We start from the raw sequence: 22059 nt of genomic DNA, 5'->3' as shown, positions 1-22059 counted from the left end.
CTGATTGAGAGAGCTTTCTCATGTTTGCACGCTTTTCCTGCATCGCCGTCATCGCCCTGCTCGCCTCCGGTTGCGCCAACACCTCGCCGACCCTGGGCAGCAAGAACATCAGCTACGGCGACACCAAAGCGGTTGAAACCGTGACCAACGAATTCGGTTCGACCGACCTGCAAATGATCGCCGAGTCGATGACCCGCTCGCTGGCCCAGTCCGGCATTCTGCAGGGCCGTCCGGTGGTTCAGGTCTACGATGTGAAGAACAAGACCAGCGAGTACATCGACACCCGCGAAATCACCACCAGCATCAAGACTCAGTTGATGAAGACCGGTGTCGCGCGCTTCGCCAGCGACAACAATGCGATGCAGAGCCAGGTTGACCAGCTCAAGCTGCAAAACCAAAGCGGCCTGTACAAAAAAAGCACCGTGGCCAAGACCGGCAACATGATCGCCGCCAAGTACCGCATCGAAGGTTCGATCAGCTCGATCGTCAAGCGCAGCAGTGATTACAAGGACGTCTTCTACAAATTCAGCCTGCAGTTGATCGACGTCGAAAGCGGTCTGGCCGAGTGGATGGACGAAAAAGAGATCCGCAAAACCACGGAGCGTTGATTGATGCGCACATGGATTGGCATGATGGCCCTGGCTTGCGCGTTCAGCGCGCAGGCGGCCCCGAAAGTGGCGGTGACGGATCTGGCGTATCAGGAGCGCGTGGAGCAATACATCCACATCGTTTCGGCGCAGAGCAATCACCGCGAGAGTTACTACAGCGCCAGCGGCTCTTCGAGCTACAACGAGATCGAAGCGACCACCAGCTACATCGAACAGGGCGAGTTGCGCAAATTCACCGGCGACATCAAGGGTGAAATCCTGCGTACCGGCATGTTCCAGCTGGTGCAGGGCACGCCGTATACCGCCTCATCCAAAGGCGATGTGTATGACGTGATCAAGCGCATCAAGGCCGGCAACTTCAAAGGCGCCGACTACGTGCTGTTCGGCACTGTGTCCGACATCGACTTCACCCAGGACATCAACGAGCTGGCGCACACCGACAGCTATTCGGCGGTGCTGGGCCTGACGCTGGTGGCGGATTTCAGTCTGATCAACACCAAGACCTACGAGATCACCTCGGCCTTCACGGCGATGGGCGAAGCGCAGGACACCAAACTGGTGAACCATCGCGACATCAAGATCTCGCTGAATCGTCCGCGGGTGGTGCGTGAGGTGTCGAAGGCCTTGGGCGAAGACGTGGCCGGGCAGCTGAGCATGCAGCTCGGTGGTGGTGACGGTTATGAGCAGCCGCGTGAAGCGCCGCAGCGTAACAATCTGCCGCGTGATACGGCGCCGGTGATTTTACGCTGAGCCGGATCTGAGGACTTTTGTGGCGAAGAGCTCTGTGGCGAGGGGATTTATCCCCGTTGGGTCGCGAAGCGGCCCTCGCTATTGATTCAAGAAAAGCTCGCTTGCCCCGATGTCTCGGTAGAAATGAAAAAGGCGACCTCTTGAGGTCGCCTTTTTTCTTGCCCGAGCGTTTTACGCCGCCGCTTTGCGCAACGTCGCCATGAATGCCGCTGCGCCGATGAACAACCCGGCAAAGGTGCGGTTCATGCGTTTCTGCTGCTTGGGCGTGCGCAACAGGCGCAGCACCTTCGACGCCAGCCCGGTGTAGCCGGCCATGACAATCAGGTCGACGACCACCATGGTCACGCCGATCACCACATACTGAATCAGCAGCGGCGCATGGGGATTGATGAACTGCGGCAACACCGCAAGCATGAACACCAACGCCTTGGGGTTGCTGATGTTCACCAGAAAGCCGCGAAACACCAGGGCCAGTGGCTTGCCGATCGGCCGCACTGCAGCGTCATCGCTCATGTCCATGGGCAGCGCCCGCCATTGCTTGATCGCCAGATAAACCAGATAGGCAACGCCGAACCATTTGATCGCATGGAATGCTGTGGCCGAAGCGGTGAGCACAGCGCCAACCCCCGCGCCGACAATCGCGATCTGCACCGCCAGACCGATCTGCAGGCCCAGCGCGTTCCAATAACCGCGCCAGAACCCGTATTGCAGACCACTGGACATCGACGCGATGGCGCCCGCGCCCGGGGACAGGCTGATCACCCAGCAGGCGGCAAAAAATGCCAGCCATGTTTGAAGCTCCATCGCATACCTCGGCTGATGCTTGTGACAAGTCGTCAAAACTAATGCCGTTTGGGGCTAAAAGCAAAAGATCGCAGCCTTCGGCAGCTCCTACAGGGATCGTATTCCAAATGCAGGAGCTGCCGAAGACTGCGATCTTGCTGAAAAAGCTACTTCTCGAACCCGCTCGACGGCAACACATCGGTCCCGCGCCAACGCCGCACCGATCGCTGGAAGAACAGGCTGTTCGGCACCTGCACCATGGCGCTGCCGGTGCCGAGTTCTTCAGCCTCGACCAGCGTGGTGTAGAGCAGATTGATCGCGATCACCCGGCCTTTGACGCCAGGCTTGTCGGTGGTGTCGACCAGCTCGACCACGTCGCCGAGGCGGAACGGCCCGACGGTGAAGATCAGAATGGCGCAGAGCAGGTTCGACAGCACGCTCCACATGGCGAAGAACGCCACCGCCGCCACCGCGACAAATCCCGACAGCGCCGTCCACAGCACCGTGGCGGAGACGCCGAGGCGCTCGAGCACGAAGAGCAGCGCGCTGCCCATGATCAGCCAGCGCAACACGCCACGCAGCGGCATCAGCAACTGCGGTGGGAACGGATAGCGCTCACCGAGGCGAGTGAGGCCTTTGGCAACGAAACGCTGGGTCAGGTAACCGGCCAGCAGAATCAGCAGAATCTGCGCGGTGAACCACAACGGTTCGACCCACACCGCCGCAAAGGGCAGCTTGAAGGCTTCCATCAGGACAACGCCTCCAGCTCCGCCTGCATGCTTTCCAGGGTTTCCAGGGCTTCCATCCAGGCTTCTTCCAGCTCGGCTTCACGAACCTTCAATTTGGCCTGTTCGGCGAGCAGGTCACGCAATTCATTCTTGCGCGCCGGCTCGTAGATATCGCTGTCACCGAGGCTGGCATCGACCTTGGCCAGTTTCTCGTGCAGCTTGCCGAGTTCGGCTTCGAGCTTATCGGCCTCGCGCTTGTGTGGCGCCAGTTGCTGACGCAACGCTGCCGCCGCTTGGCGTTGCGCTTTCTTGTCGGTCTTGTCCGGGTTGACCGGCGTGTTGCTGACCGGCGCATTGCGCTGACGGTATTCCACCAGCCAACGTGCGTAGTCTTCGAGATCGCCATCGAACTCTTCGACTTTGCCGTCGGCAACCAGATAGAAGTTGTCGGTGGTGCTCTTGAGCAAGTGCCGATCGTGAGAGACCACCAGCACCGCGCCGCTGAATTCCTGCAGCGCCATGGTCAGCGCCAGACGCATTTCCAGGTCGAGGTGGTTGGTCGGTTCGTCGAGCAGCAACAGGTTCGGCCGCTCCCAGGCGATCAACGCGAGAGCCAGACGGGCCTTCTCGCCACCGGAGAAATTCAGCACCGGCTCATCGATGCGCGCTCCCCGGAAGTCGAAGCCGCCGAGGAAGTCGCGCAGGGTCTGCTCGCGCTCGCCCGGCGCCAAGCGCTGCAAGTGCAGCAACGGACTGGCCTTGGAGTCCAGCGAGTCGAGCTGATGCTGGGCGAAGTAGCCGACCACGGTGTTTTCACCACGGGTCAGGCGCCCGGCCAGCGGTTCGAGCTCGCCGGCGAGGTTCTTGATCAGCGTCGACTTACCCGCACCGTTCGGCCCAAGCAGGCCGATCCGCGCACCCGGGGTCAGTTGCAACTTGACCTTCTCGAGGATGGTCTTGTCGCCATAGCCCAGACGCGCATCAGACAGGTCGATCAGCGGGCTGGAGATTTTGGTCGACTCGCGGAAAACAAAGTCGAACGGCGAATCGACGTGGGCCGCCGACAATTCTTCCATGCGCTCCAGTGCCTTGATCCGGCTCTGCGCCTGACGGGCCTTGGTCGCTTGCGCCTTGAAGCGGGCGATGTAGCTTTCCATGTGCGCACGCTGCGCCTGCTGCTTCTCGTAGGCCTGTTGCTGCTGGGCCAGACGCTCGGCACGGGCGCGCTCGAACGCGGTGTAGCCGCCCCGGTAAAGGGTCAGTTTGCGTTGATCGACATGGGCGACGTGATCGACCACTTCGTCGAGGAAATCCCGGTCGTGGGAAATCAGCAGCAAGGTGCCCGGATAACTCTTCAGCCACTCTTCGAGCCAGATGATCGCGTCGAGATCCAAGTGGTTGGTCGGTTCGTCGAGCAGCAGCAGATCCGACGGACACATCAGTGCCTGCGCCAGATTCAGACGCATCCGCCAGCCACCGGAGAAATCTCCTACCTGACGGTCCATCTGCTCATTGGTGAAACCAAGACCGGCGAGCAGCTTGCGCGCCCGCGCATCGGCGGTGTAGCCGTCGGCGCTGTCGAGTTCGGCGTGCAGGCGCGCCAGTGCGGTGCCGTCATGGGCCTCTTCGGCGGCGGCAAGCTCGCGTTGCACCTCGCGCAGACGCAGGTCGCCATCGAGCACATAATCGACCGCCAGGCGTTCGAGGGTGTCGACCTCCTGGCGCATATGCGCGATGCGCCAGTCGGCCGGCAGCAGGCAGTCGCCCGAGTCCGGGTGCAACTCGCCGCGCAGCAGGGCGAACAGGCTGGATTTGCCGGCACCGTTGGCGCCGATGAGGCCGGCTTTGTGGCCGGCGTGCAGGGTCAGCTCGGCGTCTTCTAGCAGACGTTGCGGGCCACGCTGTAAAGTCAGGTTCTGAAGTCGGATCATAATGGCGGCGGAGTCTACCAGCTTCGCTCACAACTGGCGCGAGTAGCACGATGTCCTCTGACCTGTGGAGCTTTGCCCTTGATGTCTACGCCCGGCCGGGCGTGGAAGATGCCTGCCTGCAATTGCAAACGGCGGGCGCCAATGTCTGCCTGCTGCTCTGCGGTTTATGGCTGGAGCAGCGCGCGGTGGCCTGCGATGAACCGCGCATACGTCTGCTCAAGGCCTTGACCGCGCCGTGGGATATCGAAGTGGTGCAGCCGCTGCGGACCCTGCGCATGCAATGGAGAGCGCGGGCCGTCGACGATGCGGTGGTGGCCGGCATGCGCGAGCAGATCAAATCACTGGAGCTTGAAGCTGAGCGCACCTTGCTGTCACGGCTCGAAGGTGTGGCGCAGGAGTGGACGCGCAACGATGCAGGTTCGGTGACCTGGCTTGAGGGCTTGGCCGGCAATGCCGCCAGCCTGAACCGCGACGCGCTGCAAGTGCTGCGCGTCGCGGCAACCGGCACTTAGGAAGCGCTGGTCGGGGTGCTGCTGACGTTAGACGAAGCGGCTGGCGCTGGCGCAGTCGAAGGGGTCGAGTGATTGGCGGACGACGGTGCCGAGGCAGCTGGAGCAGCCGGGGTCGCCACAGGTGCAGGCTTGGCTGCTGGAGCGGCAGCCGGTTTGGTCGCGGCTGGCTTGGCAGCTGCGGGCTTTTTCAGCGCTGGTTTTGCGACTTGCTTGGCGGCCGGCTTTGCAGCAGCGGGTTTCGCAGCTGGCTTGGCGGCCGGTTTCGCAGCGGTTTTTGCCGCAGGTTTTGCTGCCGATGTTGCGGCTGGTTTGGCAGCCGGTTTTACCGCCACTTTCGCAGCAGGTTTGGCGGCGGCCGGCTTGGCCGCAGTCTTGGCAGCAGGCTTCGCAGCGGCGGTCTTCGCAGCAGGTTTTGCTGCTGGTTTCGCTGCTGGTTTCGCTGCTGCTTTGGCAGCAGGTCTGGCGGCTGCGGTTTTCGCCGGTGCAGCTTTGCTCGCGGCCGGTTTTGCAGCGGCTTTGGCAGGGGTGGCTTTCACTGCTGGCTTGGCTGCAGCAGGTTTGGCTGCGGTGGTTTTAGCCGCCGGTTTTGCCGCGCTCGCCGCCGGCTTCTTCGCTGCAGTTTTCGCCGCTGGTTTGGCAGCCGCTTTCACTGGCGCCTTGGCCGCTGGTTTGGCGGCGGTTTTCGCAACAGCAGGTTTCGCCGCAGCGGTCTTCGCCGGGGCTTTGCTTGCAGCAGGCTTGGCAGCGACTTTCTTCGCTGGTGCTGCTGCCGGTTTGGCCGAACGCGACGACAGAACCTTGCCCACTGCTTCCTGAACGCGGCCGACACCCTGGGCCAGTTTCAGGCTTTCCTGGGCATCGCGCTTGAGTTGCAGAATGTAGCTGCGGGTTTCGGACTGACGATCTTTCAAAGCGTCCAGCAGGTCTTCGAGTTCTTTCACGGCAGCCTTGGCTTTGTTCTGTGCCTTGGCTTTGCCGGCGGTGGCGGCGTCCTGCAATTTGGTGCGCGATTTATGCAGTTTTTCCTGCGCCTTGCCGCGTTGCTTTTCCAGCTTGGCGAGCAGTTTTTCAGCATCAGCCAAGGCTTGCGAGCAAGCGTTTTCCAAATGCTCGAGCAGGCTGCCCGACAACTGTTGGAGTAAGTGCAACGGAGTATTTACAGGCTTCTTGGTGGCCGACATGGTTTACCTCCTGGCTGACGTGAGTGCGGCTCATACTAGACCTCTGCTGATACCGCCGCTAGGGCATGTTGACAGTATCTGCACCGTTGCGTTGCACCGAAGCCGAAATGTTCTGCGCGCGGGAAAAAGCAGTTCACCGATGCAGACGTTTGCACTGGCATAATCCCCCGCATCCCAGGTCGGAGAGTGCCCATGTCGCGCTACTTTATTTTGTCCCTCTGCGTGTTTTTTTCGACGGCGTATGCCGATGAAAAAAACACGGCGAACGATGCTCATGATCTGGCTTACAGCCTCGGTGCCAGCCTCGGCGAACGGCTGCGTCAGGAGGTGCCGCAGTTGCAGATCCAGGCGCTGATCGAAGGTCTGCAGCAGGCGTATCAGGGCAAGCCACTGGCGCTGAGTGAAGCGCGTATCGAACAGATTCTGGCCGACCACGAATCGCGCAACGCCGAGCAGGCTTCACGGCAGTCGAGCGATGCTGCGATGGAAAACGAGCAACGCTTTCTCAGTGCGGAAAAAGCCAAACCGGGGGTGAAGGAACTGGCCGATGGCATCCTCCTGACTGAACTGGTTCCAGGCTCCGGCGCCAAGGCCGGCCCGGACGGCAAAGTGCAGGTGCTGTATGTCGGCAAGCTGCCGGATGGCACCGTGTTCGATCAGAACACCCAGCCGCAATGGTTCAACCTCGACAGCGTGATCGCCGGTTGGCGCACCGCCTTGCAGAACATGCCGGTGGGGGCGAAATGGCGGCTGGTGATTCCATCGGATCAGGCCTATGGCGCCGACGGTGCCGGCGACCTGATCGCGCCGTTCACACCTCTGGTTTTCGAAGTGGAATTGCGTGGCGCGACGAGCTGATCAGGCATAAAAAAACGGTGCGCTTTCGGGCGCACCGTTTTTCATGAAGGACGTGGATCAGGCCTGAACCGGATCTTCTGCCTTGTGTGCCGTGTGCAGCACTTCGATCAGGCAATCTTCAAGTTCAAAGCGCTCGTGCAACAAGCCGCCCAACTCCTTGAATTTCTCCGCAACGCATTTGCCTTCGTCGCACAGGTCGTTGAACGCGAGCAGCTTCTCGGTAATGACGTCGATGCGCGGGTATATGGTCTCGGCGAGTTCCAGACCGCGCTTGTCGTTGAACGCCTTGGCTTCGCCAGTCAGCTGTTCATAGATTTCGAAGTGCCCCGCCGATACGTAATCGACCAGCACGCCGCAGAATTCCTGCAAAGGCTTGCGGCTCTCGGACAGCGACTCAGGCTGCGCACCGAGCTTGTCGTAGGCGCCGATCAGCTCTTCACGCTCCTGCAACCAGCGGTCGATCAGCAGATGAACCCCACCCCAACGTTCCTGAGCATTCTGACAACTTTCGAGCATGGCGATCTCTCTTCCCTTGTGGGTCATGCTGCTCTACACCCGCGCCCCTGTTCTGATTTGACTGGTGGACGATCGGGCAGAGCGTCATCGAGCAACATAAATCCAATGACACGTGCCGGCCAGATTATGCCCGCACGCCTATGGCTTCAAGGTACGCAGGAGATAAAGTTCATACAAGTGTTTAATCCCTGACCAGCAGGTGGTGCGACGCTTCGTCGCTGACCGGTCGTTGCAGAGCGCTCCAGATCAGACGCAACAACTGATAAACCGCAAGGATCGACACGCCGACAAAAAACAGCAGGCTCCATTCCGGGATGCTCAAATCGAACAGTGTCCAGGAGATGTCCGCACAATCAGCGCCGCCGTTGAACATCCGTTGCAAGGCGCAAATCCACGGCAGGTCGCTGAACAGTGATTCCACGGTTGGCGAGCATTTGACCAGTTGCAGCATCGAGTCACTCTGGATCAACACCTGCCGCCACGCAGCGGTGGTTCCCCCCAGACTGGCGCCGAGCGCAAACAGCCAGTACCACCATAAGCCAACACGCCGGGGGCCATGCACCGCCGCCACGCCGCAGCCAATGCACAGCAATGTGAGGAACAACCGCTGCACCAGGCACAGACTGCAAGGCGTCAGGCCGACCGCGTATTCGAGGTAATAGGAAGCTCCCAGAGCAAAGGCCCCCGCAATGAAAGCCATGAAGAACAAGGAGCGTGAGCAGGCCAACGACATGGCTTTTCCGTAACAGTAGAGACAGACGGTTACGGTAGAGGAAAGCGTGTCAGCCTTTCAAGGCAAGGGCCTGCCGACAGTTCACCGCAGGTGTAGGGAAAACCCGACAGGCTCGATAGGAAACGGTGAAGCGCTCTGTAGGACTTTGTCTCCAGAGCGCGAAGAAGGGGAATTTTCGGTCATCGAGGTTCACGAGGGAGCATCCTCCCCCGCCCTTCAGACCTTTGCCGCAACCGGTAAAGGTGCCGCCAGCAGACGCTCGTCCAGCAGCCCCAGACCTTCCTGGAACAACTGATTGCTGCGCTCGGTATCGCCAAGCTGTGCAAGCAGACGGGCCAACTCCGCACAGGTCTCCGGATTGCGCTGCACACGCAAACTGCTTTCCAGATAGTCGCGAGCCTTGCCCCACAGACTGGTTTGCAGACACAACCGCCCGAGGGTCAGCAGCAGACTCGGATCGGCGGGGTGCTCCTTGAGCCAGCCTTCGGCAATCTGCAACTGACGCGCAGGATCACTGCCACGAACCAGACCATAAAGCCGCGCCAGATGGCTGTCGTACTTGCGTTTGAGCGCTGTGCGCAGCACTTCTTCGGCTTCGACCTGAGCGCCCAACTGGCGCAGTTGCTCGGCATAGGCCAGTACCAAAGGTGCTTCCTGACGCTGCGCCGAAGTCAGCTGTTCCCACGCCCGCTTGAGCGATTGCAGACCCACCGTACCGTCTTCTTCGCGATGCGCTGCCAAGGACAGGTTCTCACCCCAGGCGCGCCGTTCGAGCTCGGCCAGTTCTGCCGGCGGCAGCACTTTGTCCTTGCGCAACTCAGGCAGCAAACGAATCACCGCCGACCATTCGCCACGTTGCTGATGCAGACGCTGCAATTGACGCAGTGTCTGAACGCTGCGCGGATGCCGTTCATGCATTGCCTGCAAGGTCACCAGCGCACCGTCGGTGTCGCCACGATCGGTCTGCAATTGTGCGTGACTCAGGGCGATCGCCAATTCGGCTTGCGGCTGACGCTCCAGCGCGCGTTCGAGCAAACGATCACTTTCTTCGTACTGACCCTGCTCGTTCGCCGCACGGGCGGCGCCGAGGTAATACAGCAGTGGCTGACGCTCGGCTTCCGCTGCGCGGGTCAAGTGCCGCTGCGCGCTGGCCCAGCGACCTTCAGCCAGATCCAGTTGTCCGTGTTCGATCGCCACTTGCACGCGGCGGCTGCGATTGCGTCGCGACCACGGATTGACCACGCCGGTGGAGGTCATCACCAGCTCGACCAGCACCTTGATGCCCCAGAACAGCAGCCACAGCACCGCGATCACCGCGAGTGTCGCCCACAGGCTCGATTCGTAGCGGAAGCTCTTGTACGCCACCAGCACGTAACCGGAATGCTCGGCAATCGCCAGGCCCAGCGCTGCCGTCGCGGCGATGACCAGAAACACGATTACATAGAGGCGCTTCATGGAGTCGCCTCCTGCGCAGCATTGGCGGCAGGCTTGGCGAACGGTTTCACCGATTCCTCGGCATTGACGTTACGTCGCTCCAGATATCCCTGCACCGCACTCAGGGTGCCGGCCAGATCCGGCGTCTTGACGGTGACCGGTTCCTTGCTCAGCTCGGCGACCTGTTCAAGCATGACTTTGCTTTGCGGATTGTCCGGGTTGAAATTGCCCTTGAGTACATCGCGTGCCTCGGCCAGCGCCTGGGTGTACACCGGCGCCTGACCGTTGAGCGCCGCCCACTGCGCCTGCTCCAGCGCCAGACTCAGGGCCAGGCGCACCTGGCTCAGGCTTTGCCCGGCCAGCAGCGGTTTGACGTTCTTGTCAGCGTTGAAATCGATGCGGATATAGCGCGACACCTTGTCCCACCATTGCGCCCAGCGACTGGCGCCATCGCCATCGCTGGTCAGGCCCAGCAGTGACTCGCCGCGATCCTTGTACTCCGGCGCCAGCTCGGTGAGGTCAATGACCTGATCGCGCAGCGCGCCGAGACGCAGGAACAGCCCGGTGCGATCCGGCTGTTCGGTGCTGCGCAGGGCGACCAGGGTTTTCGCCACTTGCTCGCGCGCGGCGAAGGAACCCGGATCGTTCTGTTCACGGAGAATCTCATCGGCGCCCTGCACCAGCGCCTGCGCACTGCTGATGTCCTGCAATGCCGAGAGACGCAGGCTGGCCAGACGCAGCAAGTGTTCGGCCTCGGCCAGACGCCAGTCCTTGCGGCTGGCGCCGAGGACGGTTTCCAGACGCTGATTGAGGCGCTGCTGATCGCCCTGCAATTGCGTCACCAGACGCTGGCGCTCGGCGAGCTCGTCAGCACCGGGCAACTGTGCAAGACGCTCGGTCAGACGCTGTTCGTTGAGCTTCAGACTCTGTGCCTGATCGTTCAATGCCTGCACCTGACTCGACTGTTGCTGCGTGTTGTTCTGCAGGTGGCGCACCTGCCAGACACCCCAGCCGCCGATGGCGACACCGGCGGCACCGAGCAGCAGGGCGACAATCGCCAGTCCATTGCCTCGGCGCGGCTCTTTGGCCGGTGGTGGAGTTTCAACCTGGGCATCGAGCGCAGGCTGGACGTCATCTTTTGGCAAGGCTGTTTCGCTCACGTATCCATCCTTTGCATTAGAAAACGGCACGGGATATTCCCGTAACGCCGTCAGCAAAGCCGCGGCACTCGCGCCGCGGCAATCCACAACTGTTTGAGCCCCGGCGGCACGTGCCAGCTCGGCGACCCTCGGGCTTGGAACAAACAACGGCAACTGCGCGATCTTCGGCCAGGCATCGCCGGCCATCTGCCGCAGGTGCTCGAAACCCTGTCCACTGCTGACCACCAGCCCGTTCAAGCGTTCCGCTTCGATCCGCCGTGGCAGCTCGTTTGACGGGTAGGCTGGCAGATCGCGGCGATACAACTCCAGATACTCGACACTAGCACCAAGCGCGCGCAGGCGCTCGGCGAGCAGTTCACGACCGCCCTCGCCGCGCAGGATCATCACCTGCGCGCCGGACTGGTCGAGCGCCTCGCGCAGACGCGGCAATTGCAGCAGGGCTTCACTGTCATCGCCGTCAGCCGGGAAGCTGACATCGAGCCCGTGTTCGCGAAGAATGCCTGCGGTCGCCGCACCGACGCTGAACCACGGCATGCTCAATGGCGCCGTGCCTTCGGACTTGAGCAGATCCACCGCAATCCGCGCCGCCGGTTTGCTGACCACAATCACTGCGCTACAGGCGGGCAATCGCGAAATCGCTTGGCGAATAGTGTCAGAGAGCGGCAGCGGAACAATGTCCAGAAGCGGCAGGCAACTGCTGAAAATCCCGTGCCCGGCCAACTGTTCGGCCAGCGCCGCGCAGTCGTCTGCCGGGCGAGTCAGCAGCAGGCGCCAGGCCGTCACTCGTGACCCGCCTCGCCGTACACCGCTTTGAGAATGTCATCGGCGCCTTGCTTGAGCAGGTCTTCAGCGACCTGCACACCCAAGGTTTCCGCGTCGGCACGCGGCGCCCGGGCTTCGGCGCTGAGCAGCTTGCCACCACTCGGCTCGCCGACCAGACCGCGCAACCACAACTGCTCGCCTTCAAGCACGGCGTAGCAGGCGATCGGCACTTGGCAGCCGCCGTTCAAATGTTTGTTGAGGGCGCGTTCGGCGTTCACCCGCGAAGCGGTATCGGCGTGATGCAAAGGCGCGAGCAAGGCGTGGATTTCGTGGTCGGCGCTGCGGCATTCGATGCCGACCGCGCCCTGGCCACCGGCCGGCAGGCTGTCATCAACACTGATCGCCGATGTGATGCGCTCTTCGAAACCCAGGCGGATCAGACCGGCCGCGGCGAGGATGATCGCGTCGTACTCGCCGGCGTCGAGTTTGGCCAGACGGGTGTTGACGTTGCCGCGCAGGAAACGGATCTGCAGATCGGGACGCCGCGCCAGCAATTGCGTCTGCCGACGCAGGCTCGAGGTGCCGACGATGGCCCCGGCAGGCAGCGCTTCAAGACTGGCGTAGGTGTTGGAAACGAATGCATCGCGCGGGTCTTCACGCTCGCAGATGCAGAACAGACCCAGGCCTTGCGGGAAGTCCATGGGCACGTCTTTCATCGAATGCACGGCGATATCGGCTTGGTTTTCAAGCAGCGCGGTTTCCAGTTCCTTGACGAACAGCCCCTTGCCGCCGATCTTCGACAGTGGCGAGTCGAGCAGCTTGTCGCCGCGACTGACCATGGGCACCAGCGTTACCAGCAGGCCCGGGTGGGCCGCCTCGAGACGGGCTTTGACGTATTCGGCCTGCCAGAGGGCCAGCGCACTTTTACGGGTGGCGATGCGGATTTCGCGAGGGGACATGGAACAATCCGTACTGAATAGATACGGCGGATAATAACAGCTCAGTCAATTTCGCTTTGACCTGAATCAGAACCGGCGCGGCCTCCCTGGCCTGCCATGCCGGATAAAAGAACACGAAAAGACCGGTGAGACCCGGGTCAAAGCCCCTGCATCATCTTGCGCACACCGGCAACATGCCGCCGGCTGACAATCAGCGCATCGCCATTGAGGCCTTTGAGGAACAACTGGAAATGTCCCAGTGGCGTGCGTTGCAATCGCTCGATGCGATCACGAGCGACCAGCGCGTTGCGGTGGATACGCACAAAGCGTTCGCCGAATTCGTCTTCAAGGGCTTTGAGGGGTTCGTCGAGCAGCACCTCGCCGGCTTCGTGACGCAGGGTCACGTACTTGTGGTCGGCGATGAAGTAGACCACCTGATCCAGCGGAATCAGCTCGATGCCTTTACGGGTCCGTGCGCTGATGTGGCTGCGTGGGCCGTTGCCACTTTCGGCAGCGGGACGGGTCAGGGCCGAGAGTTGCGCCCGGTTGGGACGTTCAGCCCGCTTCAGGGCTTCATTCAAGTGTTCGGTTCGCACAGGTTTCACCACATAGCCCACGGCGCTGGCCTGCAGGGCTTCCACGGCAAATTCATCGGGACTGGTGCAAAACACCACGGCCGGCGGGGTCTCTCGTTCGCACAGTCGGGCAGCAACCTGCAGGCCATCGAGGCCCGGCATGCGGATATCGAGCAGCACGATATCCGGCTTGTGGCTGTCGATCAGCGCTAACGCCTCCTCGCCATTCGTGGCACTGGGCTCCAGGACTGTGTAACCCTCGAGCTCGCTCACCATACGGCTTAGGCGCTCGCGAGCCAAGGGTTCGTCATCAACGATCAGGACATTCATATTGCGCTGGATTCCTGCGTGAGTCTCGCACAAGGATAGCGTAGACAGGTGTAGTGACCTCCGTCACCGCGATCCACGCTAAGACTAGCCCGAGCGCCAAAAAGTGCCGTACGTCGGCCAGCAATATTTGCCAGCGTCCGGGTCGTACCGCGCGGAGCCCAGTGTTTCCTGCGTTTCTCACGGTGGGTGACCGTTGTACAACTCACCCGCCCCCTCTTTCTTATAGCCAGTGGCCGGACCTTTGCATGATCCGCATTCGCACTGACCCTTATGTCCACTGTAGACGTTCGTCGGAACGATATTGCTCAATCAAAAAATATCCTTTTGTAAATTCCCTGCAGACCGCGCCGGACATGCCTGACACATCCGCGAAAAAACGTATCGACCGGTGTCAGCGACAGGATTGGCAACCCTGTTATTATCCGCGCCAGCGTTTCACGCCATTTCTTCAAGCCGATACGAGCGAATTCATGAGCACTGACAAGACCAATCAGTCCTGGGGCGGCCGCTTCAGTGAACCCGTCGACGCCTTCGTCGCCCGCTTCACCGCCTCCGTCACTTTCGACCAGCGCCTGTATCGCCACGACATCATGGGCTCGATCGCCCACGCCACCATGCTGGCCAAGGTCGGCGTGCTGACCGATGCCGAGCGCGACAGCATCATCGATGGCCTGAAGACCATTCAGGGCGAAATCGAGGCCGGCCAGTTCGACTGGCGCGTCGACCTCGAAGACGTGCACATGAACATCGAAGCGCGCCTGACCGACCGCATCGGCGTCACCGGTAAAAAGCTCCACACCGGGCGCAGCCGCAACGACCAGGTCGCCACCGATATCCGCCTGTGGCTGCGCGATGAAATCGACCTGATCCTCGCCGAGATCACCCGCCTGCAAAAAGGCCTGCTGGAGCAAGCCGAGCGTGAGGCCGCGAGCATCATGCCGGGCTTTACCCACTTGCAGACCGCGCAGCCAGTGACTTTCGGGCACCACATGCTGGCCTGGTTCGAAATGCTCAGCCGCGACTACGAGCGTCTGGTCGACTGCCGCAAGCGCACCAACCGCATGCCGCTGGGCAGCGCCGCGCTGGCCGGCACGACCTACCCGATCGACCGCGAATACACCGCGCAACTGCTCGGCTTCGACGCCGTCGGCGGCAACTCGCTGGACAACGTTTCCGATCGCGACTTCGCCATCGAATTCTGCTCGGCCGCGAGCATCGCGATGATGCACCTGTCGCGCTTCTCCGAAGAGCTGGTGCTGTGGACCAGCGCGCAGTTCCAGTTCATCGATCTGCCGGATCGCTTCTGCACCGGCAGCTCGATCATGCCGCAAAAGAAAAACCCCGACGTGCCTGAGTTGGTGCGCGGCAAGACCGGCCGCGTCTTCGGCGCGCTGATGGGCCTGCTGACCCTGATGAAAGGCCAGCCGCTGGCCTACAACAAGGACAACCAGGAAGACAAGGAACCGCTGTTCGACGCCGCCGACACCCTGCGCGACTCGCTGCGCGCGTTCGCCGACATGATCCCGGCGATCAAGCCGAAACACGCGATCATGCGTGAAGCGGCACTGCGCGGTTTCTCCACTGCGACTGACCTGGCGGATTATCTGGTGCGCCGTGGTCTGCCGTTCCGTGATTGCCACGAAATCGTGGGCCACGCAGTGAAATACGGCGTCGACAGCGGCAAGGATCTGGCGGAGATGAGCCTGGAAGAACTGCGTCAGTTCAGTGATCAGATCGAGCAGGACGTGTTTGCCGTGCTGACCCTCGAAGGCTCGGTGAATGCCCGCGACCATATCGGCGGGACTGCGCCGGCGCAGGTCAAGGCTGCGGTGGCGCGCGGTCAGGCCCTGATCGCCAGCCGCTAAAAGCCAAGAGCTTCGCGAGCAGGCTCGCTCCCACAGGGATTCTGGATGTTCACAAAATTTGTGTTCACCACCGGCCCAATGTGGGAGCGAGCCTGCTCGCGAAGGCTTCCTTCAGAGCGCTACAAAATTCACTTCTTGGCAGCAATCATCGCCAAAAACGCCGGCATCGCCGCGTCCTTGTCCGCCGCGATCTTCTGCACATGCGGATTCTGCTCAAGCCGCTCCAGCAAGGCTTTCGCCTGCGGCATCTCGGCCAGCAGATCAATCCCGAACAGCTTCTGCCCGACCGCACAGGCCAGCGGCACGCTGTAGAGGAAATACAAGTCGGCAATGCTCAGGCTGTCACCCGCCACATAAGGGGCGAACTTGCCATGACGGCCCAGCGCGGCGAAGCCCAGCAGCAGCTCGGTCCGGGTCTTCTCCTTGATAGCCTCCGGCAATGTCACACCGAAAAACGCCTCGCCATAGCAGGCACGCCCCGGCAACTCGATGTACAACTCGATCTCCTTGGCAATCGCCAATACCTGCGCGCGCTCGAACGGATCGCTGGGCAGGAGCGGCGTGCCCTTTTGTGCTTGTTCGAGGTATTCGAGGATGATCGCGGTTTCGTTGATATAACCGGCGTCGACGCCCAGTACCGGGACCTTGCCGCGCGGGCTGATCGCCAGTGACTCCGGGGTTTGCGCCGGGTAGAAGGTCACCTCTTCGAAGGGCAGGCCTTTTTCCAGCAGCGCCAGTTTGACCATGTTGTAGTAGTTGCTGACAGCAAATCCGTAGAGCTTGAACATCACAGAGCCTCCAGGCCGTGCGGGGTGGGCAGTGCCTGTTTATAGATCGCCGCGGCGTTTCCCGCCAGCAGCATCACGCCGCTGAATGCGGGTAAACTGGCGCCTTTCCCTGAGGAGCCTGCCATGAGCGAGCCGACAGATATCGTCAACGATGACGACGAAGAAGCATTCACCGAAGCGACGCTGATCGAAGCCATCGAGAACCAGATTGAAAGCGACAACCCGCCGGCGGCCAAGGCGACGTTGAACAAGCTGACTTTGGTCGGCATGGACCGTGAGGAGATCCTCAATCTGATGGCCCACGTGCTGGCTTTTGAAATTGACGCGATGCTCGATGAAGATCGCCCGTTCGACACCCAGTGGTACGAAGCAGCACTGCGCGCTTTGCCAGAGCTGCCACCGGAAAAGCAGTAACCACATCATTCCTGTGGGAGCGAGCAGGCTCGCTCCCACAGGGTTTGTTACGCATCCATCCAGCCATCTGCTGCCGCCCGACTACACTGGAATTCGCCTCAAGACAAAATCCCCTGATCCGAGCACTGGACATGCTGCACCAGCGGGTTCACCTTAGAGGCGCTGTCGTCCAATTCCTAGAAAGTCTGGAGTCCTTATGTCGCTTACCCCTGAGTTGGTTGCCGAACTGGAAGTCCTTGCACTCTTCAACCTGGACAGTTCCCAGGAAGGTCTGAAAATTCACCAGACCGCTGCCCCGAAACACATCGCTGCTGCCCAGCGCCTCTTTGAAAAAGAACTCACCGACCAGCCCGATGGCGGTTATCTGACCAGCCTCGGTCGCGATGCCGCGCAAAACGTGCAGACCGTACTGACGATTTTGAAAGAACAGGAAACCGCCTGATTTCTCTGACTTTGCCCACGGGAACTCCTGCCACGGGATTTCCGCGGGCCCGCCCGATCGCTGTCGATAAAAAACTGACGGCAAAAAACAAATTCAGCTTAAACGTCCTGCCGCGCAGCGGCTAAACTGCGGCCATTCCGAGACCCTCTACGTCCGAGCCTGCAAGCCGGTTTGAGCTGACATGACCCGCACCCACGAAATCCGCCCCGACCTGGACGAAGGCATCGACCGCAAGGTTCTCAGCCAACTGCGCGCACGTTTTCTCAAACTCAATGAAGGCCGCCTCGGCCGCGCCCTCGAAGGCTTGTCGACGCGCCAGCAAAGCGTGTTGACGCTGTTGCCGCTGTTCTTTCACGTCAATCATCCGTTGCTGCCCGGCTATGTCTCGGGCAGTACGCCGGCGGGTCTCTCGAATTATGAGCCGGACGCCAATGCGCTGACCGAGGCGCAGCGCCTGACTCGCTCGTTCTCTTACAGGCCGCGCCACGGCAGCAACCCGCCGCGACCGATCCACGGCCTGTTCCTGATGGGCAGCCTCGGCACGCTGGCCCAGGCCGATCAGAGCGATATGGACGTGTGGGTCTGCCATGGGCCGGATCTGAGCGAAAGCGAGCTCGCCGAGCTGAGCAAGAAGTGCCAAGTGCTGGAAGCCTGGGCTGCGAGCCAGGGTGCCGAAGCGCATTTCTTCCTGATCGACCCGGCGCGCTTTGTCAAAGGCGAACGCGATTCCAAGCTCAGTTCGGACAACTGCGGCAGCACCCAGCACTATCTGCTGCTCGACGAGTTTTATCGCACGGCGATCTGGCTGGCCGGGCGCACGCCGATCTGGTGGTTGGTGCCGGTCTATGAAGAAACGGCCTACGACGCTTACACCCACACCCTGCTGTCCAAACGCTTTATTCGCGCCGACGAAACCCTCGATCTCGGGCCGATGGCAACCATTCCGCCCGGAGAATTCATCGGCGCCGGGTTGTGGCAGTTGTTCAAAGGCATCGAGTCGCCCTATAAGTCGGTGCTCAAACTGCTGCTGACCGAGGTGTACGCCAGCGAACACCCGCAGGTGCAGTGCCTGAGCCTGCGCTTCAAGAAAGCCGTGTTCGCCAATCAGCTCGATCTCGATGAGCTGGACCCGTACATGGTCGTTTACCGGCGTATCGAGGAATACCTGATTGCCCGCAACGAACCGGAACGTCTTGAGCTGGTGCGCCGCGCGCTGTATCTGAAGGTCAACCGCAAGCTCACCGGCAACAGCCGCAGCCAGGGCTGGCAACGCACATTGCTTGAACGCCTGGCCGGCGAGTGGCACTGGGATCAGCGGCAACTGGCGTTGCTCGACAGCCGCAGTCAGTGGAAAGTCCGCCAGGTCAGCGCCGAGCGCCGCGCGCTGGTCAATGAACTCAACTACAGCTATCGCTTCCTGACCCAGTTCGCTCGCAGCGAACAGACTGTCAGCCTGATCAACAAGCGCGACCTCAATGTGCTCGGCCGTCGACTCTACGCGGCATTCGAGCGCAAGGCCGACAAGGTCGAGTTCATCAATCCGGGCATCGCCCCGGACCTGGCCGAAGACACCCTGACCCTGGTGCAGTCCCCGAACAAAAAAGAGCCGGGGCAGACCCAGTGGGGACTGTACAACGGCAGCCTGACGGCGCTGGAGTGGGAAAACTTTGCGCCGATCAAGCGCAGTCGCGAACTGCTTGAACTGCTGACCTGGTGCCACCGCAACGGCGTGATCGACAGCAGCACCCGCCTGGCCCTGCATCCGGGCACCAGCGACTTGAGCGAGTTCGAGCTGTTCAACCTGCTCGGCAGCCTGCAGCAGTGCATCGCTCTGCCCTTGCCCACCGTTGCCGAAGAGCCATTGCTGCGTGCTGCCGTACCCAGCGAAGTGCTGCTGCTGATCAACGTCGGCGTCGACCCGCTCAAGCATCATCGCGATCTGAACATCCTGATGACCACCGAGCGCACCGACTCGCTGAGCTATGCCGGCGTGCGCGAAAACCTGGTGCTGACCCTCGATCAGGTCACGCTCAACAGCTGGAACGAAGTGCTGGTCAATCGTTTCGACGGCCCGCATGCGCTGCTCGATTGCCTGCGCGATTACCTCAACAACCTGCCGCGCGGGCCTGTGCAGCCATCCCTGAAAGTACGCTGCTTCTGCCACAACCGCGCGCAGTTCATTGCCCGCCGCGTCGAGGAAATCGTCGACACCGCGCAGACCCTGTTGCTCAGCAATTTGAATCATCGCTACCTGATTCAAGTGCAGCAGCACTATCACGTGCTGGAGCTGGTGCCGGGTCAGGTCAACCATGTCGCCCTCGCCACTCTGCCGGCACTGCTCGACTATCTGGGCGAAGAACAACCGCGCTACAGCCCGCTGCACCTGGACCCGATGGCACTCGAAGATCACGACCTGGCGCTGATCCTGCCGATGGGTCAGCCGGAGTGCATTCAGGTGTTCTACCGCATCAGCGAGCAGCAGGCCGAGCTGTACGTGCTGGATGAATTCAATGCGCTGTGGCAGCAGCAACTGCCGTACCACGACGAGCAGAGTCTGCTGGTACCGCTGCAGCGTTTTCTGCAATCGATCCAGTACCGCCGTGAAGCGCAATTGCCGATGGACGGTGGCCCTGCGGGCAGCCCCGAGACTTTGTATTACCAGCTGTTGCCGTCAGGCCCGGGACGCGCGCGCAGGGTCGAAACCCGCTCGGCACCGCAGACCCCGGTGAACAAACCGTTCTATGACGTACAGGCAATCATCGGCAAAGCCGCACCCGGCGAAGTGCAGGTCACCCTGTATTGCAATCAGCGCGAATTCAGCGAGCTGGAGCATGGCGACCAGTTGTTCAGCGTGGTCGCCCGGGAGATCGTCGAGCAGCGCCGCGAGACCGAACGCTATCGCTGCTACATCACCGACCTCGATCTCTCGGGGCTGCTCGGTGACGGGCACAGTTCAAGCAATCTGTATCTGCGCTACAAGGCGGACCTGGAGCGCTCGTTGAATGAAGCGCTCGAACAGGTTTGAAGCGGGGATTTATTCGGGAAAGGCGCCACCGTTGACCGGTTGCGATTCCACTTCCAGCAAGGTCAGCTTCAGCGACTTGCCGCCCGGCGCCGGCCAGTCGATGTGCTGGCCGACCTTCAGGCCCAGCAGCGCACTGCCGACCGGCGCCAGAATGGAAATCTTGCCTTCATCGGCGTTGGCGTCCTTGGGATAGACCAGCGTCAGGTGGTAATCCTTGCCACTGCCTTCTTCGCGGCAATGCACGCGGGAATTCATGGTCACGACATCGGCGGGCACTTCATCGTGGCCGACCACGGTATCGGCGCGGTCCAGCTCGGTTTGCAGCGCAATCACGCCCGGCGCTGCCTGGTCTTTCTCGCTCAGGCTGTCGATCAGGCGCTCCAGACGTTGCACGTCCAGACGGGTAAGGGTGATGGAAGGTGCGGTCATGATCCAGGCAGACTCCTTTCTTCTGCACAAAAAAAGCAAAACCCCGCCAAAAAAGACGGGGTTTTCACCGTGCCTCGGTGGTTTGAGGCGTTCGCGGACACTATCACAGCTCAAAAAATATACAAGTCACCCACTTTTTGCCCGGGTGAAACCCTTGTGGCGAGGGGATTTATCCCCGTTCGGCTGCGCAGCAGCCGTATAGATTTTGGGGCCGCTACGCGACCCAACGGGGATAAATCCCCTCGCCACGATATCAACAGGCTTGGGATTTTCGTGCGGCAGCCTGCTGGCAAATCACCCGGCGCCGTTGATCATCCGCCGAACGCCATTCGCGAATATCTTCGACGTGACGCGCGCAGCCTAGACAGACTTTCTGTTCGTCCAATCGACATACGCCCGTGCACGGCGAAGGCACCGCCGGGCTGACGTTGCTGTAGAGCGGTTTCGGCGGGCGAACAGGCGCGGCATCAGTCACGAATCACAGACCTTCGAAATCGAATTCGGCGCCAGCCTGCTGTTTGACGATGCGCTCGAGCATTTCGCCCAATTGCTCTTCGCTCTTGTCGCACATCCAGCGCTCGCTTTCTTCGTCATAGTCGAAGTGGAAACCACCGGACACAGCGGCCAGCCACAGCTGACGCAATGGCTCCTGGCGGCTGAAGATCAGCTGCGAGCCGTTTTCGAACTTGACGGTCAAGACACCTGCCGAGCTTTCCAGATCGATGTCCAGATCGCTTTCGTCAAATATGTCTTCCAGTTTTTCCTGGGTTTCATCGACCAGATCGTGGAAACGGGCTTCGGACAAACTCATTGCGGCAACCTCAAAAATGTCTGATCAGGCTCAAGCGCCGAAAGATACGGACGCTGCCGGCCGATTGCAAAGATTAACGACCAAGCACCTGTCGGCCCATCCAACACCGCCCCCCGTGGGAGCGAGCCTGCTCGCGAAAGCGGTGTGTCAGGCAACGAGCCTGTTGAATTTGCCGACGCCTTCGCGAGCAGGCTCGCTCCCACAGGGATGATGCGCATCACAGGAGCCCCGCCGGACGGGAACCCCCTCGCATAGGCAAGCTGCCGGGTGGCCGGTATACTCCGGCGCAATTAACGCATTTTCAAGGATTTCGCCATGAAGCGCCTGATCTCTTCCCTTGCTGCGCTCGTCGCGGTTGCCTGCCTGGTTTCGGCCTGTGGTCAAAAAGGCCCGCTGTACCTGCCCGATGACGACCAGGACCCGGCCGAACAAGCCCAGTCTTCGCAGAAGCAGCCATCCAAGGCTCACAAGCACGACGTTTACTAA

At 61.1% G+C, this 22059-nt stretch carries 23 protein-coding genes and 2 pseudogenes; 9 read left to right on the top strand and 16 right to left on the bottom strand.

The features are described 5' to 3' along the window. Positions 1-20 precede the first annotated feature (20 nt). Positions 21-608, top strand: a complete 588-nt coding sequence (gene lpoB, locus KVG85_RS21470; RefSeq protein WP_039757415.1) for a penicillin-binding protein activator LpoB — start codon at positions 21-23, stop codon at positions 606-608. A gap of 3 nt (positions 609-611) precedes the next feature. Then, complete coding sequence (locus KVG85_RS21465) at positions 612-1358, top strand: hypothetical protein (protein WP_016772609.1); 747 nt, start codon at positions 612-614, stop codon at positions 1356-1358. Between the two features lie 171 nt (positions 1359-1529). On the opposite strand, the gene rhtB is transcribed toward KVG85_RS21465, so the two are convergent. The 3 genes from rhtB to KVG85_RS21450 all read right to left on the bottom strand — a co-directional run bounded on the left by rhtB (position 1530) and on the right by KVG85_RS21450 (position 4800). After that, the gene (gene rhtB, locus KVG85_RS21460) at positions 1530-2162 is read right to left on the bottom strand and encodes a homoserine/homoserine lactone efflux protein (protein WP_217864891.1); all 633 of its coding nucleotides are present in this window, start codon (positions 2160-2162) and stop codon (positions 1530-1532) included. Positions 2163-2308: 146 nt separating this feature from the next. Next, a complete protein-coding gene (locus tag KVG85_RS21455; protein WP_101161538.1) occupies positions 2309-2890 on the bottom strand; it encodes a mechanosensitive ion channel family protein in 582 nt (193 codons plus the stop codon). After that, the gene (locus KVG85_RS21450) at positions 2890-4800 is read right to left on the bottom strand and encodes an ATP-binding cassette domain-containing protein (RefSeq protein ID WP_016772606.1); all 1911 of its coding nucleotides are present in this window, start codon (positions 4798-4800) and stop codon (positions 2890-2892) included. Before KVG85_RS21450 ends, KVG85_RS21455 begins: the two co-directional genes overlap by 1 nt. A 50-nt stretch (positions 4801-4850) precedes the next feature. Here KVG85_RS21450 and KVG85_RS21445 point away from each other — a divergent pair, with 50 nt between their 5' ends. Further along, positions 4851-5312, top strand: a complete 462-nt coding sequence (locus KVG85_RS21445; protein WP_129997908.1) for a TIGR02444 family protein — start codon at positions 4851-4853, stop codon at positions 5310-5312. On the opposite strand, the gene KVG85_RS21440 is transcribed toward KVG85_RS21445, so the two are convergent. Next, positions 5309-6493, bottom strand: a complete 1185-nt coding sequence (locus KVG85_RS21440; RefSeq protein WP_217864890.1) for an AlgP family protein — start codon at positions 6491-6493, stop codon at positions 5309-5311. The two genes, KVG85_RS21445 and KVG85_RS21440, sit on opposite strands and share 4 nt — an antisense overlap. Before the next feature lie 192 nt (positions 6494-6685). Between KVG85_RS21440 and KVG85_RS21435 the strand changes: the two genes are divergently transcribed. Then, a complete protein-coding gene (locus KVG85_RS21435) occupies positions 6686-7351 on the top strand; it encodes an FKBP-type peptidyl-prolyl cis-trans isomerase (protein WP_217864889.1) in 666 nt (221 codons plus the stop codon). Positions 7352-7408: 57 nt separating this feature from the next. Here KVG85_RS21435 and KVG85_RS21430 read toward each other — a convergent pair whose 3' ends face one another. The 8 genes and pseudogenes from KVG85_RS21430 to KVG85_RS26005 form a co-directional block, all read right to left on the bottom strand. Continuing rightward, positions 7409-7867 carry an Rsd/AlgQ family anti-sigma factor gene (locus KVG85_RS21430; protein ID WP_016772602.1) on the bottom strand — a complete coding sequence of 153 codons (459 nt, stop codon included), beginning with the start codon at positions 7865-7867 and terminating at the stop codon, positions 7409-7411. A gap of 181 nt (positions 7868-8048) precedes the next feature. Beyond that, positions 8049-8600 (bottom strand): disulfide bond formation protein B, encoded by a 552-nt coding sequence (locus tag KVG85_RS21425; RefSeq protein ID WP_016772601.1) that lies wholly within the window; start codon positions 8598-8600, stop codon positions 8049-8051. A 216-nt stretch (positions 8601-8816) separates the two neighbouring features. Further along, positions 8817-10055 (bottom strand): heme biosynthesis protein HemY, encoded by a 1239-nt coding sequence (locus tag KVG85_RS21420; protein WP_217864888.1) that lies wholly within the window; start codon positions 10053-10055, stop codon positions 8817-8819. Continuing rightward, a complete protein-coding gene (locus KVG85_RS26015) occupies positions 10052-11194 on the bottom strand; it encodes a uroporphyrinogen-III C-methyltransferase (protein WP_367615320.1) in 1143 nt (380 codons plus the stop codon). Before KVG85_RS26015 ends, KVG85_RS21420 begins: the two co-directional genes overlap by 4 nt. A gap of 36 nt (positions 11195-11230) precedes the next feature. Continuing rightward, positions 11231-11977 (bottom strand): annotated as a pseudogene (locus KVG85_RS26010) (uroporphyrinogen-III synthase); the annotation flags it as partial. Further along, positions 11974-12915, bottom strand: coding sequence for a hydroxymethylbilane synthase (gene hemC, locus KVG85_RS21410; RefSeq protein ID WP_016772599.1), 942 nt, complete (start codon positions 12913-12915; stop codon positions 11974-11976). The gene hemC and the pseudogene KVG85_RS26010, both read right to left, overlap by 4 nt. A gap of 137 nt (positions 12916-13052) precedes the next feature. Continuing rightward, the gene (locus tag KVG85_RS21405; protein WP_016772598.1) at positions 13053-13799 is read right to left on the bottom strand and encodes a LytR/AlgR family response regulator transcription factor; all 747 of its coding nucleotides are present in this window, start codon (positions 13797-13799) and stop codon (positions 13053-13055) included. Further along, positions 13796-13957, bottom strand: a pseudogene (locus tag KVG85_RS26005) (sensor histidine kinase); the annotation flags it as partial. The pseudogene KVG85_RS26005 and the gene KVG85_RS21405, both read right to left, overlap by 4 nt. 312 nt (positions 13958-14269) lie before the next feature. Here KVG85_RS26005 and argH point away from each other — a divergent pair. Beyond that, complete coding sequence (gene argH, locus KVG85_RS21400) at positions 14270-15664, top strand: argininosuccinate lyase (RefSeq protein ID WP_110599872.1); 1395 nt, start codon at positions 14270-14272, stop codon at positions 15662-15664. A gap of 128 nt (positions 15665-15792) precedes the next feature. Here argH and KVG85_RS21395 read toward each other — a convergent pair whose 3' ends face one another. Further along, positions 15793-16452 carry a glutathione S-transferase family protein gene (locus KVG85_RS21395; protein WP_217864886.1) on the bottom strand — a complete coding sequence of 220 codons (660 nt, stop codon included), beginning with the start codon at positions 16450-16452 and terminating at the stop codon, positions 15793-15795. 123 nt (positions 16453-16575) lie between these two features. Here KVG85_RS21395 and KVG85_RS21390 point away from each other — a divergent pair, with 123 nt between their 5' ends. The 3 genes from KVG85_RS21390 (at position 16576) to KVG85_RS21380 (ending at position 20333) form a co-directional block, all read left to right on the top strand. Then, complete coding sequence (locus KVG85_RS21390) at positions 16576-16866, top strand: hypothetical protein (protein WP_122698690.1); 291 nt, start codon at positions 16576-16578, stop codon at positions 16864-16866. Between the two features lie 196 nt (positions 16867-17062). After that, positions 17063-17308: a TIGR02647 family protein gene (locus KVG85_RS21385; RefSeq protein ID WP_016772594.1), complete on the top strand. Its 246-nt coding sequence runs from the start codon at positions 17063-17065 to the stop codon at positions 17306-17308. Positions 17309-17489: 181 nt separating this feature from the next. Continuing rightward, on the top strand, positions 17490-20333 hold the full coding sequence (locus KVG85_RS21380; RefSeq protein ID WP_217864885.1) for a class I adenylate cyclase: 2844 nt from the start codon (positions 17490-17492) through the stop codon (positions 20331-20333). A 9-nt stretch (positions 20334-20342) separates the two neighbouring features. On the opposite strand, the gene rnk is transcribed toward KVG85_RS21380, so the two are convergent. The 3 genes from rnk to cyaY all read right to left on the bottom strand — a co-directional run bounded on the left by rnk (position 20343) and on the right by cyaY (position 21573). Next, positions 20343-20762, bottom strand: coding sequence for a nucleoside diphosphate kinase regulator (gene rnk / locus KVG85_RS21375; protein ID WP_039757397.1), 420 nt, complete (start codon positions 20760-20762; stop codon positions 20343-20345). Positions 20763-21015: 253 nt separating this feature from the next. Continuing rightward, entirely contained in the window at positions 21016-21237 is a 222-nt protein-coding gene (locus KVG85_RS21370; RefSeq protein ID WP_110599860.1) for a DUF1289 domain-containing protein, read from the bottom strand. A 3-nt stretch (positions 21238-21240) separates the two neighbouring features. Further along, entirely contained in the window at positions 21241-21573 is a 333-nt protein-coding gene (gene cyaY, locus KVG85_RS21365; RefSeq protein ID WP_077575013.1) for an iron donor protein CyaY, read from the bottom strand. 315 nt (positions 21574-21888) lie between these two features. Between cyaY and lptM the strand changes: the two genes are divergently transcribed. Then, on the top strand, positions 21889-22059 hold the full coding sequence (gene lptM, locus KVG85_RS21360) for an LPS translocon maturation chaperone LptM (RefSeq protein ID WP_016772589.1): 171 nt from the start codon (positions 21889-21891) through the stop codon (positions 22057-22059).

Origin of the sequence: Pseudomonas triticicola, assembly GCF_019145375.1 — a bacterium.
GTDB classification, from domain to species: Bacteria; Pseudomonadota; Gammaproteobacteria; order Pseudomonadales; family Pseudomonadaceae; genus Aquipseudomonas; species Aquipseudomonas triticicola.
Note: the sequence above shows the minus strand (reverse complement) of the source record. Positions and strands in the feature narration are given on the sequence as shown.

Coding starts and splice junctions, on each gene's coding strand:
- lpoB (WP_039757415.1), top strand. CDS start 21: ATGTTTGCACGCTTTTCCTGCATCGCCGTCATCGCCCTGCTCGCCTCC.
- KVG85_RS21465 (WP_016772609.1), top strand. CDS start 612: ATGCGCACATGGATTGGCATGATGGCCCTGGCTTGCGCGTTCAGCGCG.
- rhtB (WP_217864891.1), bottom strand. CDS start 2,162: ATGGAGCTTCAAACATGGCTGGCATTTTTTGCCGCCTGCTGGGTGATC.
- KVG85_RS21455 (WP_101161538.1), bottom strand. CDS start 2,890: ATGGAAGCCTTCAAGCTGCCCTTTGCGGCGGTGTGGGTCGAACCGTTG.
- KVG85_RS21450 (WP_016772606.1), bottom strand. CDS start 4,800: ATGATCCGACTTCAGAACCTGACTTTACAGCGTGGCCCGCAACGTCTG.
- KVG85_RS21445 (WP_129997908.1), top strand. CDS start 4,851: ATGTCCTCTGACCTGTGGAGCTTTGCCCTTGATGTCTACGCCCGGCCG.
- KVG85_RS21440 (WP_217864890.1), bottom strand. CDS start 6,493: ATGTCGGCCACCAAGAAGCCTGTAAATACTCCGTTGCACTTACTCCAA.
- KVG85_RS21435 (WP_217864889.1), top strand. CDS start 6,686: ATGTCGCGCTACTTTATTTTGTCCCTCTGCGTGTTTTTTTCGACGGCG.
- KVG85_RS21430 (WP_016772602.1), bottom strand. CDS start 7,867: ATGCTCGAAAGTTGTCAGAATGCTCAGGAACGTTGGGGTGGGGTTCAT.
- KVG85_RS21425 (WP_016772601.1), bottom strand. CDS start 8,600: ATGTCGTTGGCCTGCTCACGCTCCTTGTTCTTCATGGCTTTCATTGCG.
- KVG85_RS21420 (WP_217864888.1), bottom strand. CDS start 10,055: ATGAAGCGCCTCTATGTAATCGTGTTTCTGGTCATCGCCGCGACGGCA.
- hemC (WP_016772599.1), bottom strand. CDS start 12,915: ATGTCCCCTCGCGAAATCCGCATCGCCACCCGTAAAAGTGCGCTGGCC.
- KVG85_RS21405 (WP_016772598.1), bottom strand. CDS start 13,799: ATGAATGTCCTGATCGTTGATGACGAACCCTTGGCTCGCGAGCGCCTA.
- argH (WP_110599872.1), top strand. CDS start 14,270: ATGAGCACTGACAAGACCAATCAGTCCTGGGGCGGCCGCTTCAGTGAA.
- KVG85_RS21395 (WP_217864886.1), bottom strand. CDS start 16,452: ATGTTCAAGCTCTACGGATTTGCTGTCAGCAACTACTACAACATGGTC.
- KVG85_RS21390 (WP_122698690.1), top strand. CDS start 16,576: ATGAGCGAGCCGACAGATATCGTCAACGATGACGACGAAGAAGCATTC.
- KVG85_RS21385 (WP_016772594.1), top strand. CDS start 17,063: ATGTCGCTTACCCCTGAGTTGGTTGCCGAACTGGAAGTCCTTGCACTC.
- KVG85_RS21380 (WP_217864885.1), top strand. CDS start 17,490: ATGACCCGCACCCACGAAATCCGCCCCGACCTGGACGAAGGCATCGAC.
- rnk (WP_039757397.1), bottom strand. CDS start 20,762: ATGACCGCACCTTCCATCACCCTTACCCGTCTGGACGTGCAACGTCTG.
- cyaY (WP_077575013.1), bottom strand. CDS start 21,573: ATGAGTTTGTCCGAAGCCCGTTTCCACGATCTGGTCGATGAAACCCAG.
- lptM (WP_016772589.1), top strand. CDS start 21,889: ATGAAGCGCCTGATCTCTTCCCTTGCTGCGCTCGTCGCGGTTGCCTGC.